Annotated in this window: 15 protein-coding genes; 12 read left to right on the top strand and 3 right to left on the bottom strand. The window is 72.2% G+C overall.

Annotated elements, in window-relative coordinates:
* Positions 1-51: 51 nt before the first annotated feature.
* Positions 52-816: a HugZ family pyridoxamine 5'-phosphate oxidase gene (locus ACFOY6_RS15950; protein ID WP_379651652.1), complete on the bottom strand. Its 765-nt coding sequence runs from the start codon at positions 814-816 to the stop codon at positions 52-54.
* A gap of 116 nt (positions 817-932) precedes the next feature.
* Between ACFOY6_RS15950 and ACFOY6_RS15955 the strand changes: the two genes are divergently transcribed.
* Together ACFOY6_RS15955 and ACFOY6_RS15960 are read left to right on the top strand one after the other, a co-directional pair.
* Complete coding sequence (locus ACFOY6_RS15955) at positions 933-1,634, top strand: response regulator transcription factor (RefSeq protein WP_109515852.1); 702 nt, start codon at positions 933-935, stop codon at positions 1,632-1,634.
* Positions 1,635-1,637: 3 nt separating this feature from the next.
* The gene (locus ACFOY6_RS15960) at positions 1,638-3,347 is read left to right on the top strand and encodes a sensor histidine kinase (protein ID WP_109515851.1); all 1,710 of its coding nucleotides are present in this window, start codon (positions 1,638-1,640) and stop codon (positions 3,345-3,347) included.
* Between the two features lie 13 nt (positions 3,348-3,360).
* On the opposite strand, the gene ACFOY6_RS15965 is transcribed toward ACFOY6_RS15960, so the two are convergent.
* Together ACFOY6_RS15965 and ACFOY6_RS15970 are read right to left on the bottom strand one after the other, a co-directional pair.
* Positions 3,361-3,615: a GNAT family N-acetyltransferase gene (locus ACFOY6_RS15965; protein ID WP_379631721.1), complete on the bottom strand. Its 255-nt coding sequence runs from the start codon at positions 3,613-3,615 to the stop codon at positions 3,361-3,363.
* 222 nt (positions 3,616-3,837) lie between these two features.
* Positions 3,838-4,797: a threonine/serine dehydratase gene (locus ACFOY6_RS15970; RefSeq protein WP_379651653.1), complete on the bottom strand. Its 960-nt coding sequence runs from the start codon at positions 4,795-4,797 to the stop codon at positions 3,838-3,840.
* Positions 4,798-4,958: 161 nt separating this feature from the next.
* On the opposite strand from ACFOY6_RS15970, the gene ACFOY6_RS15975 reads away from it, so the two are divergent.
* From ACFOY6_RS15975 to ACFOY6_RS16020, 10 genes are all read left to right on the top strand, one after another.
* Positions 4,959-5,405 (top strand): HPr kinase/phosphorylase, encoded by a 447-nt coding sequence (locus ACFOY6_RS15975; RefSeq protein ID WP_109515848.1) that lies wholly within the window; start codon positions 4,959-4,961, stop codon positions 5,403-5,405.
* Positions 5,402-6,379, top strand: coding sequence for an RNase adapter RapZ (rapZ, locus tag ACFOY6_RS15980; protein WP_181378003.1), 978 nt, complete (start codon positions 5,402-5,404; stop codon positions 6,377-6,379). Before ACFOY6_RS15975 ends, rapZ begins: the two co-directional genes overlap by 4 nt.
* A gap of 13 nt (positions 6,380-6,392) precedes the next feature.
* Positions 6,393-6,851 (top strand): PTS sugar transporter subunit IIA, encoded by a 459-nt coding sequence (locus ACFOY6_RS15985; protein ID WP_109515847.1) that lies wholly within the window; start codon positions 6,393-6,395, stop codon positions 6,849-6,851.
* A 122-nt stretch (positions 6,852-6,973) separates the two neighbouring features.
* Positions 6,974-7,243, top strand: a complete 270-nt coding sequence (locus ACFOY6_RS15990; protein WP_379631727.1) for an HPr family phosphocarrier protein — start codon at positions 6,974-6,976, stop codon at positions 7,241-7,243.
* Positions 7,233-9,092, top strand: coding sequence for a phosphoenolpyruvate--protein phosphotransferase (gene ptsP / locus ACFOY6_RS15995; RefSeq protein WP_379651654.1), 1,860 nt, complete (start codon positions 7,233-7,235; stop codon positions 9,090-9,092). The genes ACFOY6_RS15990 and ptsP overlap by 11 nt, the downstream gene beginning before the upstream one ends.
* 10 nt (positions 9,093-9,102) lie before the next feature.
* Positions 9,103-9,768, top strand: coding sequence for a hypothetical protein (locus ACFOY6_RS16000; protein ID WP_379631733.1), 666 nt, complete (start codon positions 9,103-9,105; stop codon positions 9,766-9,768).
* Positions 9,769-9,879: 111 nt separating this feature from the next.
* The gene (ahcY, locus tag ACFOY6_RS16005) at positions 9,880-11,187 is read left to right on the top strand and encodes an adenosylhomocysteinase (RefSeq protein WP_109515844.1); all 1,308 of its coding nucleotides are present in this window, start codon (positions 9,880-9,882) and stop codon (positions 11,185-11,187) included.
* Between the two features lie 199 nt (positions 11,188-11,386).
* Entirely contained in the window at positions 11,387-12,475 is a 1,089-nt protein-coding gene (locus ACFOY6_RS16010; RefSeq protein WP_109515843.1) for a TRAP transporter substrate-binding protein, read from the top strand.
* A gap of 185 nt (positions 12,476-12,660) precedes the next feature.
* Complete coding sequence (locus ACFOY6_RS16015) at positions 12,661-13,467, top strand: undecaprenyl-diphosphate phosphatase (protein WP_379651655.1); 807 nt, start codon at positions 12,661-12,663, stop codon at positions 13,465-13,467.
* 71 nt (positions 13,468-13,538) lie between these two features.
* Positions 13,539-13,818, top strand: a 280-nt coding sequence (locus tag ACFOY6_RS16020) for a hypothetical protein (protein ID WP_379651656.1), incomplete at its 3' end; no start/stop codon positions are given.

Raw genomic sequence — 13,818 nt, forward strand, 5'->3', positions numbered from 1 at the left:
TTGCCTAGCAATTGGTCAATGTAAGTGTTGTCGTCATATTATATGACAAGATCACGACCCGTTTCCTGCCTGCTGGCCTCGTGCCACGCGCCCCCGCCGGGCGGCCTCCACCAGCGCCGCGCGCATTCCGGCAAGGTCCGCCACGGGTTCCGGGAAGTCGTGGCGGCACACGCGCTCCCCCAGCGCCAGGTCGCAGCCATCCACGTCGGCGGCCACCATGCGCCACGGCCCAGCCTCCCCGCCGCACAAATGGACGGCAATGATTTCAACGACTTCGGTATGGTCCTCGTTCATGTGCGCGCAGATCCCGGCTTCTGCCGCGGCAATCGCCGCCACCGCCGCGGGGCTGGGCCGCAACTCGCTGCCGCGCAGCCGCGTGGCCGCCGCGAAGCCCCCCACCAGCAGCGCCGCCTGCGGCCGGATGCGCCAGAGCGCGAAGTCGGCGAAGCCGGCGTAGAGCGCCGCGTAGGGGTGCAAAGCCAGCCAGCGCGCCTTCAGGGCGGCCGTCTCATCCCCCGAGACGCGCTCCACCAGCCCCGTCACAGTTGCGCGAGGCGCGGTCTGGGGGTTGGCACCCTCGACCCGGCCCTGCACCATCAGCGCGCAGCGCGGCTCGCGCGACAACTGCCGCGTGTGCTCGGACAGGCCGGAGAGCCAGAGCAGCACCGAAAGATCCGGCGCCATGGCGGGCGTGACGAGGCTGGCGAAGGGCTGGCCCTCCTGCTGCGTCGCCAGAGTCGCGCTCCGCGCCCCGCGCAGCAGCGCCCGCGCCTGCCGGATGGCGGCGGCGCGCGCGGCTTCGGGCTTGTCGTTCATCCCCCTCGCCTCCTAATGCGCATGCGGCGGCCCGGCCCGTGCCACAATCCCGGCGCATCCCGGCCGCATCCGCAGGGACAATGCCTCGACACGGGAGGCCGCAGGAGCCAGACCACATGCCCGCCACGATCGCCCTGGTCGATGACGACCGCAACATCCTCACCTCGGTCTCCATGACGCTGGAGCAGGAGGGCTTCCAGGTGCGCACCTACACCGATGGCGAGAGCGCCCTGCAGGGCCTGCTCTCCCGCCCGGCGGACCTCGCGGTGCTGGACATCAAGATGCCCCGCATGGACGGGATGGAGCTGCTGCAGCGGCTGCGCCAGCGCTCCTCGATGCCGGTGATCTTCCTCACCTCGAAGGACGAGGAGCTGGACCAGCTGATGGGGCTGCGCCTCGGCGCCGACGACTACATCACCAAGCCCTTCAGCCAGCGCCTGCTGCTGGAGCGCATCCGCGCCCTGCTGCGCCGCAACGAGGCCAGCCGCGCCGAGGGCAGCGGCGCGCCGCCCTCCGGCGTCATCACCCGCGGCGACCTGACGCTGGACGAGACCAAGCACACCTGCCTCTGGAAGGGCGAACAGGTGCAGCTCACCGTCACGGAGTTCCTGCTGGTGAAGGCGCTGGCGCAGCGCCCGGGCATGGTGAAGAACCGCGACCAGCTGATCGACGCCGCCTATGGCGAGGCGATCTACGTGGACGACCGCACCATCGACAGCCACGTGAAGCGGGTGCGCAAGAAGTTCCGCGCCGTGGACGACGACTTCTCGATGATCGAGACCCTCTACGGCATCGGCTACCGCTACAAGGAAGCCTGATCCTTGCCCGACGCCAGCGGCCCTCCCGGCGGCACCGCCGCCCTGCCCGCCCCGCCCCGCCTCCAGGCGCCGCGCGCCGCGCGGCGGCGGGTCTCGCCGCTGCTGCGCCGGATCCTGCTGCTGAACATCATGGCGCCGGCGCTGCTGGCGGCGGCGCTGCTCTACCTCGACCAGTACCAGAACGGCCTGCTCTCGGCCGAGGTGGAGGCGCTGCGCACCCAGGCGCGCATCTATGCCGGCGGCATCGCCGAGGCGGCGGTGCGGATCCAGGACGACCGCGCCGTGCTGGTGCCCGACACCGCCCGCCCCCTGCTGCGCCGCCTGGTGGAGCCCAGCCCCAACACCCAGGCCAAGCTGTTCGACACCACCGGCCTGCTGGTGGCCGACAGCCGGGTGCGGGAGGGCCAGGGCGGCGCCATCGTCACCGAGCCGCTGCCGCCGCCGGAGCAGCGCAGCGCCTTCGCCGGCACCATCGCCGGGCTGTACGACCGCATCCTCGCCCTGCTGCCGCGCTCGGTCTACGGCCCGCGCAGCGCCGACGACGCCGTGTTCGTCGATGTCGGCCCCGATGCCCCCTCCTTCGACTGGCAGCCCGCCCTCGGCCCCGACCGGCGGGAGGAGCTGCGCCTGGCGCTGGAAGGCGGCGTGCGCCCCTATATCCGCCGCACTCGGGAGGGGCGGCTGCTGGTCTCGGTGGCCGTGCCGGCGCGGCGCGGCAGCCAGAGCGTCGGCATCGTGCTGCTGACGCGGGAGGCGCGGCAGGTGGACCAGCGCCTGCTGGAGATCCGCTCCTCGGTGCTCGGCCTGTTCCTGCTGGCGCTGGTGCTGACGGTCGCGGCCTCGCTCTACCTCGCCCGCACCATCGCCTCGCCGATCCTGGCGCTGGCCGGCGCGGCGGCGGCGATGCGCCAGGGCAAGGGGCGCGCCGGCTCGGTGCCCGCCCCGCTGATGGAGCGCTCCGACGAGATCGGCATCCTGGCGCGGGACCTGCAATCCTCCGCCACCGCGCTGTGGGCGCGCATCGACCAGAACGAGCGTTTCGCCGCCGACGTGGCGCACGAGCTGCGCAACCCGCTGACCAGCGTGCGCAGCGCCATCGAGACGCTGCGCCGCATCGAGAACCCGGAGCACCAGAAGCGTCTGCTCGCCATCATCGCCGATGACGCGGTGCGGATGGATCGCCTCATCGCCGACATCGCCGATTCCTCGCGCGTCGATGCGGAGCTCTCCCGCACCGCCTCGGAGCCGGTGGACATCGCCCCCATCCTCTCGGCGCTGGCCGAGCTGCACAACACCACCCGCGCCGCCGACGGCCCGTCGGTGGAGCTGGACATGGCGCCCGGCCCGCTGGTGGTGCGCGGCGTCGAGGGGCGGCTGGTGCAGGTGATCCGCAACCTGCTGGGCAACGCCCTCTCCTTCTCGCCGCCCAATGGCCGCGTGACGATGCGCGCCCGCCCGACCGGCGCGATGATGGAGTTCATGGTGGAGGATGAGGGCCCCGGCATCCCCGAGGCCAAGCTCGAGGGCATCTTCGCCCGCTTCTACAGCGAGCGGCCGGAGGGCGAGGAGTTCGGCCAGCATTCCGGCCTCGGCCTGTCGATCAGCCGGCAGATCGTGGAAGGGCTGGGCGGCCGCATCAGCGCCGAGAACAAGCGCGACGAGGCCGGCCGGGTGACGGGGGCGCGCTTCGTGGTGCGGCTGCCGCTGGGGTGAGGCGGCCCCAGCCTCAGGCGCCGTGGCGCGGCGGCAGGTCGCGCCACTCGAAGAAGGTCTTGGTGCCGGCGGCGAAGCCGGCCGTCTCGTAGAAGCGCAGCGTGCCGGGCTCCTTCGAGCCGGTGGCGAGCATCACCTTGTAGCAGCCCTCCGCCCGCGCCGCCGCCAGCGCGGCGTGCAGCACCGCGTGGCCCAGGCCGCGCCGCCGCCAGCCGGCATGGGTGACGACATTCTCCACCAGCGCGTAGGGCCGCAGCCCGCGCAGCACGCTCCGGCACCACCACCAGCGTGCAGGAGGCCACTGGAAATTCCTCCGCCTCCGCCAGGAAGACGGTGGCGCGGGCCAGCAGGGCCGCCCAGGCTGGGGCCGCGGCCTCCGGCGACAGCGGCGGGTCCTCCGGGTTCAGGTGGCGGTAGAGCGCCAGCATCCCCGGCAGGTCCGCCGCCCGGGCGGGGCGGATCGTGGCCGCCGGGGGTGGTGCCCCGCCCATCAGGCCAGGCTGGCCGGGTCGGTGTTGGCGCCGCAGACCACCACGCCCACCCGCGCGCCCGGCGGCGGCACGAAGGCGCCGCAGAGCAGCGCCGCCAGCGCCGTGGCGCCGCCCGGCTCGGCCACCAGCCGGCAGACATCCCACAGCGCCTTCTGCGCGGCGAGGATGGCGGCATCCGGCACCAGCAGCGCGGTGCCGATGTTGCGGCGCGCCACCTCGAACATCAGCCCGCCCACCTGCCGCGCGCCCAGGCTGTCGGCCGCCACGCCGCCCACCGGGGCGGGCACCGGCGCGCCCTCGCGCAGCGCGGTGAACAGGGTGGGGCAGCCCTCGGGCTCCACGCTCACCACCTCGGCGCGCTCGCCATACCAGGCGGCCATGCCGCCGATCAGCCCGCCGCCGCCGGTGGCCACCAGGATGTGCGTCAGCTCCGGCGCATCCTCCTCCAGCTCCATCGCCAGCGTGCCCTGGCCGGCCAGCACCTCGGGCTGGTCGTAGGCGTGCACGATCAGCGCGCCCGTCCCGGCGGCGCGCGACTCGCTGGCGTCGCGCGCCTCGTTGTAGGTGGCGCCGCCCTGCACCAGCGTGGCGCCATAGGCACGGATGCGCGCCAGCTTGGCCGGGCCGGTGATCTCGGGGACGAAGATCTCCGCCTTCACGCCGAGCGCGCGGGCGGCATAGGCCACCGCCGCGCCGTGGTTGCCGCCCGAGGCGGCGATCACCCCCGCCGCCGGCAGCGGGTGGGAGAGCATGCGGTTGAAGGCGCCGCGCGGCTTGAAGGAGCCGGCGGCCTGCAGCAGCTCCAGCTTCAGCGTCACGTCGCAGGGCGTGCCGAGATCGGCGGCGGCGAGTCGCAGCAGCGGCGTGCGGCGGATATGCGGGGCGATGCGGGCCGCGGCGGCCTGGATGGCGGCGGCATCGGGCGGCAGGGCCCGTCCGGGCAGGGAGGAGTCGCTCATGGCGCCGCAGCGTGGCACCGGGCTGGAGCGACGGCAATGGAGTGGCGGCGCGGGCACCCGAAACCGGGCCGCCACCGCAACCGTAGGTGCTAATCGGGTCGGTCTTTTACAGCCGCCTCGATCCTGCCATATTTCAGCAGATTTCAGGGAGGCACCGGCGGATGATGCTGCACGGGAGCTGCGTGGCATTCCAGGGGGCGGGCGTGCTGTTCCTCGGCCCCTCGGGGTCCGGCAAATCCGACCTCGTCCTGCGCCTGATGCAGCGGGGCTGGCAGCTCGTGGCCGATGACCAGGTGGTGCTGGAGGAGACGGCGGAAGGTGCCCGCGCCAGCGCCCCGCCGCCGTTGGCCGGGCTGCTGGAGGTGCGCGGCGTCGGCCTGTTCCAGGGCCTGCCGCACGGGGCGGCGCCGCTGCGGCTGGTGGTGGACCTCGCCCCCCGCGCCGCCATCCCGCGCCTGCCGGAGCCGCGCGGCTTCGCGGCGCCCGGCGGCGAACTGCCGGCGCTCTCGCTGCACGCCTTCGACGCCTCCACCCCCGCCAAGCTGGAGCTGGCCCTCGCCGCCGCCCAGGCGCGGCTGCGCCAGCGCGCCGGGGCCTTTGCCGCATGAGCGCCAGCCGGCCGGTGGTGATGGTGACCGGCCTCTCCGGCGCCGGCAAAAGCTCGATTCTGCGGGTGCTGGAGGATCTGGGCTTCGAGAGCATCGACAACCCGCCCCTCTCGGTGCTGGAGGAGGTGGTGCGCGAGGGCGGCACCATGCCCATCGCCGCCGGCGTCGACGCCCGCACCCGCGGCTTCGACTCGGAGGGGCTGCTCGGCCTGCTGCAACGCCTGCGGGAGAGCGCCGGCATCGCCCCGCAGCTGCTCTACGTCACCGCCGAGGCGCCGGTGCTGCTGCGCCGCTTCTCCGAGACGCGCCGGCGCCACCCGCTGGCGCCGGGCGGCTCGCTCGGCAGCCGGGTGGCGGACGGCATCGCGCGGGAGGAGGCGCTGCTCGGCGGCCTGCGCGACGCGGCCGATCTCGTCATCGACACTACCGACCTGCCGCTGCCCGACCTCCGCCGCCTGGTGGAGCGGCGCTTCCGCGTGCTGGACGGGCACGGCATGGCCGTCTCGGTGATGTCCTTCGCCTATCCGCGCGGCCTGCCGCGCGAGGCGGACCTGGTGCTGGACGTGCGCTTCCTGCGCAACCCGCATTACGACCCGCTGCTGCGGCCGCACACCGGTCACAACGCGGCGGTGGCTGCCTATATCAAGGCCGATGCCGAATTTGGCCCATTCTGGCAACGCATGACGGCGCTGCTGGACCCGCTGTTGCCTCGCTACGCGGCAGAGGGCAAGAAATACCTCACCGTCGCGCTCGGCTGCACGGGGGGCAAGCATCGCTCCGTGCTGCTGGCCGAACTGCTCTCGGCGCATCTGACCGCCCAGGGCTGGCGGGTCGACCTCAGCCACCGCGAACTGGATGCCGCCGGCCGCCACGCCGCGGCCGCCAACGCGCCATCCACGGGGCAGGATGCCCCAACCGGCGCCCAGGCGCCATCGACATATCCGGGTCGGGAGGCCCCTCCTTGCACAGCATGATGGCGTATCCCTGATGATCGGGCTGGTACTGGTCAGCCATGGCCGCCTGGCTGAGGAGTTCCGCCGGGCCATGGAGCATGTCGTCGGGCCGCAGACGCAGGTCGCGACGGTCTGCATCGGCCCGGAGGACGACATGGAGGACTGCAAGCGCGGCATCCTCGGCTGCGTCGACGGGGTTGACCAGGGCGACGGCGTGGTGATCCTGACCGACATGTTCGGTGGCACGCCGTCCAACCTCGCCACCGCCGTGGCGCAGTCCGAGAGCGGCACGCGGGCGATCGAGGTGATCGCCGGCGTCAACCTGCCGCTGCTGGTCAAGCTCGCCCGCGTGCGCGGGGCCGAGCCGCTGGGCCCCGCCGTGGAGCATGCGATCCGCGCCGGGCGTCACTATATCGCCTGTGCCACCCCTGCCCGCTGCGCCCCCCCCGGCGAGATGGCGCAGCAGGGCCAGGGCATGACCCCCGGGACGTGACGCCCCGGACCCCAGTCAAGGAAGCCGACGTGACCTTTTCCCCCCGCCCCGCCGCCGCCCATGCGCCGTCCGACATGTTCCGCGCCGCGCCCGCGGCGGCCGCGGCGCCCTCCGGCAACCCCATGGCGCTGCGGCGCGTGCTGCGGATCACCAACAGCCGCGGCCTGCACGCGCGGGCGGCGGCCAAGCTGGTCTCCCTCGCCGAGCGATTTTCCGCCTGCGTGACCGTCGCGCGCGATGGTCAGGCGGTGCCCGCATGCTCCATCATGGGGCTGATGATGCTGGGTGCCGGCAAAGGCAGCGAGGTCGTGGTGGAAGCCGAAGGGTGGGATGCCAGGGAAGCTCTCGACGCAGTGGCCGGCCTGATCGAGGCCGGCTTCCATGAAGACTGAGAAGACAGAGAGAACCGAGAAGCCCGAGGCGCCGAAGGCCGCCGAGGCGCCGCGCCGCGCCCCGCGCCGCCAGCGCGAGATGACCGTCCGGGGCATCCCGATCAGCCCCGGCGTCGCCATCGGCGCGGTCTACGACACCAGCGAGGAGCCCACCGTGGCGCCGCGCCGCGCCATCGTGGCCGCGCAGGTGGAGGAGGAGCGGCAGCGCCTGGCCGCCGCCGTCACCGCCAGCCGCAAGCAGGTGGCCAAGCTCAAGGCGCGGCTCGGCGTGCTGCCCGAGGAGGCGCAGGAGGAGCTGGAGCCGCTGCTCGACGCCTACGCCATGATGCTGGGCGAGAGCCGGCTGCTGCGCGGCGCCCGCCGCCGCATCGGCGAGGAGCTGCTGGCGGCCGAGACGGCGGTGCAGGACGAGGCGGAGGCCATCGCCGCCATCATCCTCGCCGCCAAGGACGACGACAAGGCCGGGCTGAGGCGCCGCGCCGGCGAGGTGCGCGAGATCGCCCGCCGCCTGACGCGCAACCTCACCGCCACCCCCTTCCGCAGCCTGAAGGAGGTGCCCGCCGGCGCCATCCTGGTGGCCGAGGAGCTGACGCCGGCCGATGCGGCGCTGCTCGACCCCTCGCGCATCGCCGGCGTGGCGACCGAGGAGGGCGGCTCGGATGGCCACACCGCCATCATGCTGCGCGCGCTCGGCATCCCCTCCGTGCTGGGCTGCGCCGGGCTGACCGAGGCGGCGCGGCGCGGCGACGAGGCGGTGCTGGACGGCGCCGCCGGCACCATCGTGCTGCGCCCCGGCACCGCCGCGCTGGAGGTGGGGCAGGAATCGCTCGCCGCCTATGCCAAGGAGAAGTCGCGCCTCTCCAAGCTGCGTCGCCTGCCCTCCGTCACGCTCGACGGCGAGGAGGTGGAGCTGCAGGCCAACCTGGAGATCCCGGCCGAGCTGCCGCTGATCGCCCAGGCCGGCGCGCAGGGCATCGGCCTGCTGCGCACCGAGTTCCTGTTCATGAACCGCGAGGACCTCCCCGACGAGGACGCGCAGTTCGAGGCCTACAGCCAGATCGTCGGCCCCATGGCGGGGGATGGCGTGACCATCCGCGTGCTGGACTGGGGCGGCGAGAAGGACATGGAGGCGCTGGCCCAGGGCGTGGAGCCCTGGCACAGCGGTCCCAACCCGGCGCTCGGCCTGCGCGGCATCCGCATGCTGCTGAAGCGCCCCGAGCTGCTCGAGTCGCAGTTCGCCGCCATCCTGCGGGTGGCGACGCAGGGGCCGGTGCGCATCCTGCTGCCGATGGTGACCATCCCGGCCGAGGTGGCGCAGGCGCGCGAGATCTATGAGCGCGTCATCCGCCGGCTGCGCCGCAAGGGCGTGGCGCTGCCGGAGAAGCTGCCGCCGCTCGGCGCCATGATCGAGACGCCGGGCGCCGCGCTGGCGGCGGATGCCATCGCGCTGGAGGCGGATTTCTTCGCCATCGGCACCAACGACCTGGCCATGTACACCCTGGCGGTGGACCGCGCCGAGGCGGAGGTGGCGCATCTCTACGACCCGCTGCACCCGGCCGTGCTGCGCCTCGTGCAGTTCGCCACCGAGGCGGCGCTGCGGCTGCGCATGCCGGTCTCGGTCTGCGGCGAGATGGCGGGCAACCCGCGGCTGGTGCCGCTGCTGCTCGGCCTCGGGCTGCGCTCGCTGTCGATGAACGCCAGCGCCATCCCGCGCGTGAAGCAGATGGTGCGCACCCTGAAGATCGACGATTGCGCCCGTTTCGCGCGGCGTGTCATGGAGCAGGGCGACCCGCAACGGATCCAGGAGCTGGTGCTGAACTTCGGCGAGCCGGCGGCCGGACGTGAGTGAGAGCCGACCCATGAGCGAAGCCGCCCCGGCAGAGAGGGATGAGGACGAGGCGCCTCCTGCCGGCGAGAGCGTCAATATCGGCCTGCCGCACATGAGCAAGGCGGAGCTGGCGCTGTTCCGCGACGTGCTGGGGCGCGGCTATGAGCGCTACTCCGAGTTCGGCCTGGGCGGCTCGACGCTGGAGGCGGTGCGCAGCGGCTTCAAGACGCTGGTGGCGGTCGATTCGGACGAGCGCTGGGTGCAGGCGGTGCGCCGGCATCCGGAGATGGCGGCGGCGCGGCGCAGCAGGCGGCTGAGCGTGCTGCACGCGCGCATCGGGCCCGTCGGCGCCTGGGGCAAGCCCTCCGACCCCGCCACCATCCGCACCTGGTCGCGCTATGTCGGCACCGCCTGGGCCGAGTGGGCGCGGCGCGGGGAGAAGCCGGACCTCGTCTTCGTCGATGGCCGGTTCCGCGTGGCCTGCGCCCTGTCGGCCCTGCTGGCCTGCCCGGACAACCCGCCCCTGCTGATGGTGCACGACATGACGGAGGGGCGCCTGCGCGGCTACGGCGCCATGCTCCGCTTCTGCGAGACGGTGGAGCAGGCCGAGTCGCTGCGCGTGCTGCGGGCCATGCCGGGGCGTGACAACGCGGCCCTGCTGACCACCTTCGTCGAGTCCCTGCTGATCCACGGATAGGCGGGCGCGGCCCTGCGCCGCGGCACATAAACCCATCCTTATATGTTACGCATTACCCTGGCCGCCGCCGGGTGGCTGTGCTATCGCGCCCGCCAACTGCGGAGAAAGCTCATGCCCGACGCGAACACCGGCTTCACCGACTACAAGGTCAAGGACATCTCGCTGGCCGCCTGGGGCCGGAAGGAGATCTCGATGGCCGAGGACGAGATGCCCGGCCTGATGGCGCTGCGCGCCGAATACGGCCCGAGCCAGCCGCTGAAGGGCGCGCGCATCGCCGGCTCGCTGCACATGACCATCCAGACCGCCGTGCTGATCGAGACGCTGACCGCGCTCGGCGCCGAGGTCCGCTGGTCCTCCTGCAACATCTTCTCCACCCAGGACCACGCGGCGGCCGCCATCGCCGCCGCCGGCATCCCGGTCTTCGCCTGGAAGGGCCTCTCCGAGGAGGAGTTCTGGTGGTGCATCGACCAGACCGTCCGCGGCCCGGATGGCTGGGAGATCAACATGATCCTGGACGATGGCGGTGACCTCACCACCGTGGTCCACGACAAGTACCCCGAGCTGCTGCCCGGCATCCGCGGCCTGTCCGAGGAGACCACCACCGGCGTGCACCGCCTGTGGGACATGGTGAAGAAGGGCACGCTGAAGGTTCCCGCCATCAACGTGAACGACAGCGTCACCAAGTCGAAGTTCGACAACCTCTATGGCTGCCGCGAGAGCCTGGTGGACGCCATCCGCCGTGGCACGGACGTGATGATGGCCGGCAAGGTCGCCGTCGTCGCCGGCTTCGGCGACGTGGGCAAGGGCTCCGCCGCCAGCCTGCGCAACGCCGGCTGCCGCGTGCTGGTGACCGAGGCCGACCCGATCTGCGCCCTGCAGGCCGCCATGGAAGGCTATGAGGTCGTGACGATGGAGGAGGGCGCGCCGCAGGGCGACATCTTCGTCACCGCCACCGGCAACATCGACGTCATCACGCTCGACCACATGCGGGCGATGAAGCACCGCGCCATCGTCTGCAACATCGGCCACTTCGACTCCGAGATCCAGATCGGCGCCCTGCGCAACTTCCAGTGGGACAACGTGAAGCCGCAGGTGGACGAGGTGGTGTTCCCCGACGGCAAGCGCCTGATCGTGCTGTCCGAGGGCCGCCTGGTGAACCTGGGCAACGCCACGGGCCACCCGAGCTTCGTCATGTCGGCCAGCTTCTCCAACCAAGTGCTGGCGCAGATCGAGCTGTGGACCAACGCCAAGGCCTATGAGTGCAAGGTCTACACCCTGCCCAAGAAGCTGGACGAGAAGGTGGCGGCGCTGCATCTCGGCAAGGTCGGCGCCAAGCTGACCAAGCTCTCCCCCGCCCAGGCCGAGTATATCGGCGTGCCGGTGAGCGGCCCCTTCAAGCACGAGGAATACCGCTACTGAGGCGGCGCGGGGCGGGGGCCTGCACCCCGCCCCGCCCTCGCTCTCCCGGCCTTGCGCGAAACGGCAAGTTTCCTGACCTAATCGCGCAAGAAAATTTCCCTTTTGCCCTTTCCTCCGACCGGATTTGGCGGGATAAGCAGCGCCCCGGCTCCTCCAGGAGCCGTCACTGCGCCTCGATCCCGTCGGGAGGAAAGCCCCCATGAACCGCCGCGCCCTGCTCGGCGCCGCCGCCACCGCCGCGCCGGCCGCCCTTGCCATGCCTGCCCTGGCCCAGTCGGCCCCGGAGCTGCGCTGGCGCCTGACCAGCTCCTTCCCGCGCAACCTCGACATCCTCTACGGCGCGCCGGAGATGATCGCCCGCCGCGTGGCGGCGATGACGGACAACAAGTTCCAGATCCGCGTCTTCCCCGCCGGCGAGATCGTCGGCGGGCTGCAGGCGCTGGACGCGGTGCAGGCCGGCACGGTGGAGTGCGCCCACACCGCCCCCTACTACTATGTCGGCAAGGACCCCGCCTTCGCCTTCTTCACCGCCATGCCCTTCGGGCTGAACACCCGCATGTTCAACGCCTGGTACCGCCATGGCGGCGGCGCGGCGCTGGCGGCGGAGCTGTTCGGCACCTACAACATCGTGGCTTTCACCGCCGGCGACACGGGCGCCCAGATGGGCGGCTGGTTCCGCAAGGAGGTGAAGACGCTGGCCGACCTGCAGGGGCTGAAGTTCCGCGTCGCCGGCTTCGCGGGCCAGGTCTTCGCCAGGCTCGGCGCGGTGCCGACGCAGGTGGCGGCGGCCGACATCTACCCCTCGCTCGAGCGCGGCACGCTGGACGCGGTGGAGTTCGTCGGTCCCTATGACGACGAGAAGCTGGGCTTCTCCCGCGTGGCGCCGAACTACTACTTCCCGGGCTTCTTCGAGCCCGGCGCGCGGCTGCACCTGATGGTGAACAAGGCCGCCTTCGAGGCGCTGCCGACCGCCTACAAGGCGGCGCTGGAAGCCGCCTGCGCCGAGGCCGACCAGGACATGACGGCGCGCTACGACGCCGCCAACCCGCAGGCGCTGCGCCGGCTGATCGCCGCCGGCACCCAGCTCCGCCCCTTCTCGCGCGAGATCCTCTCCGCCGCCTGGAAGGCGACGCACGAGCTCTACGACGAGACGGGCGCCAAGAACGAGCGGTTCAAGACCATCTGGGAGTCCTACCGCCGCTTCCGCGACGACGAGTACACTTGGTTCCGCGTCGCCGAGAACTCCTTCGACAACTTCGCCTTCACCGCCTCGCAGACGGTGCGCTGAGCCGGAAGACGAGCGGCGTCAGAGCCGGCGGGGCCTCCCCGCCGGCGCTTTTTTTTACTCTTTCGTTCATATACCGGGCCGATCCGTAGAAATTCATCGTCCCGGCTCTCCCGCACTGCACAATACGGCATGACAGGCCCCGCGCCGAAGGGTAGTCGGAGCCGCACCCTGCGCAGGATGTCTCCATGGACTTTGCTTCGCTGCTTTCCGCGGTGCTGATGGGCATTGTGGAAGGCGTCACCGAGTTCCTCCCCATCTCCTCGACCGGCCACCTGATTCTCCTCGGCGAGGCGATCGGCTTCCAGGGTCCTCCCGGCAAGACCTTCGAGATCAGCATCCAGTTCGGCGCCATCCTGGCGGTGATCTGGCTGTTCCGCGCGACGCTGATCCGCATCGCCTTCGGCATGTGGCGGCGCGGCAGCGCGGAATACTACTACGCCATCAACATCCTGCTGGCCTTCCTGCCGGCCATGGTGCTGGGCGCCACGCTCTACGGCTACATCACCAGCCTGCTCTACACGCCGCTGGTGGTGGCACTGGCGCTGATCGCCGGCGGCATCGCCATCATCGTCATCGAGAAGCTGCGCGCGGCGCCGACCATCCACACCGTGCCCGAGATCGGGCCGGTGGCGGCGCTGCTGATCGGCTTCGGCCAGGCGCTGGCCATGGTGCCGGGCACCAGCCGCTCCGGCGCCACCATCATCAGCGCGCTGCTGGTGGGGGTGGAACGGCGCGCGGCGGCGGAGTTCAGCTTCCTGCTGGCCGTCCCCACCATGCTAGCCGCCACCGTGTTCAGCCTGTGGAAGAACCGCGACGTGCTCGATGTCTCGGCGGTGGGGCAGATCGGCGTCGGCTTCGTCGTCACCTTCGTCGTGGCGCTGGTGGTGGTGCGCTGGCTGATGGGCGTGATCGGCCGCATCGGCTTCACCCCCTTCGGCTGGTACCGCATCGTGCTCGGGGTGCTGATTCTGGGCTGGCTGGCGGTGGCGTGAATTCCTTGAAGCCGGCGGGCCGGATCGGCCATCCTGCCGGCTTCTTCCTTTCCGGACGGGCTTCTGCTGACATGTGGCGCGCGCTGTTCCTGGCTCTCCTGCTTCCATCGGCGCCGGCCCTGGCCCAGATGTGGCCCAACGAGGTGGGGCTGGGCGGCGACATCATGGCCGGCAGCGGCCGGCAGTTCGACCGGCTGCGCCAGGCGGCGCCCGCCGCGCCGGCCCCCGCCTTCGCCGCTCCCGCCCCTGCCTCTCCCTTCGCGTCCCCGGCCGCCATCCCGCCCGGCCGCGCGCCGATCCCGATGCTGGACTGGGCGGCGCCGCCCCTGCCGGCCGCCACGCCGCGCCAGG

Origin of the sequence: Teichococcus aestuarii (genome assembly GCF_042651065.1) — a bacterium.
Lineage (GTDB): Bacteria > Pseudomonadota > Alphaproteobacteria > Acetobacterales > Acetobacteraceae > Pseudoroseomonas > Pseudoroseomonas aestuarii.

What these genes read in the sequence shown, in the direction of transcription:
- ACFOY6_RS15970 (WP_379651653.1), bottom strand. Translation starts at nt 4,797, where the DNA reads ATGAGCGACTCCTCCCTGCCCGGACGGGCCCTGCCGCCCGATGCCGCC.
- ACFOY6_RS15975 (WP_109515848.1), top strand. Translation starts at nt 4,959, where the DNA reads ATGATGCTGCACGGGAGCTGCGTGGCATTCCAGGGGGCGGGCGTGCTG.
- ACFOY6_RS15990 (WP_379631727.1), top strand. Translation starts at nt 6,974, where the DNA reads ATGGCGCTGCGGCGCGTGCTGCGGATCACCAACAGCCGCGGCCTGCAC.
- ptsP (WP_379651654.1), top strand. Translation starts at nt 7,233, where the DNA reads ATGAAGACTGAGAAGACAGAGAGAACCGAGAAGCCCGAGGCGCCGAAG.
- rapZ (WP_181378003.1), top strand. Translation starts at nt 5,402, where the DNA reads ATGAGCGCCAGCCGGCCGGTGGTGATGGTGACCGGCCTCTCCGGCGCC.
- ACFOY6_RS16010 (WP_109515843.1), top strand. Translation starts at nt 11,387, where the DNA reads ATGAACCGCCGCGCCCTGCTCGGCGCCGCCGCCACCGCCGCGCCGGCC.
- ACFOY6_RS16000 (WP_379631733.1), top strand. Translation starts at nt 9,103, where the DNA reads ATGAGCGAAGCCGCCCCGGCAGAGAGGGATGAGGACGAGGCGCCTCCT.
- ahcY (WP_109515844.1), top strand. Translation starts at nt 9,880, where the DNA reads ATGCCCGACGCGAACACCGGCTTCACCGACTACAAGGTCAAGGACATC.
- ACFOY6_RS16015 (WP_379651655.1), top strand. Translation starts at nt 12,661, where the DNA reads ATGGACTTTGCTTCGCTGCTTTCCGCGGTGCTGATGGGCATTGTGGAA.
- ACFOY6_RS15955 (WP_109515852.1), top strand. Translation starts at nt 933, where the DNA reads ATGCCCGCCACGATCGCCCTGGTCGATGACGACCGCAACATCCTCACC.
- ACFOY6_RS15985 (WP_109515847.1), top strand. Translation starts at nt 6,393, where the DNA reads ATGATCGGGCTGGTACTGGTCAGCCATGGCCGCCTGGCTGAGGAGTTC.
- ACFOY6_RS15950 (WP_379651652.1), bottom strand. Translation starts at nt 816, where the DNA reads ATGAACGACAAGCCCGAAGCCGCGCGCGCCGCCGCCATCCGGCAGGCG.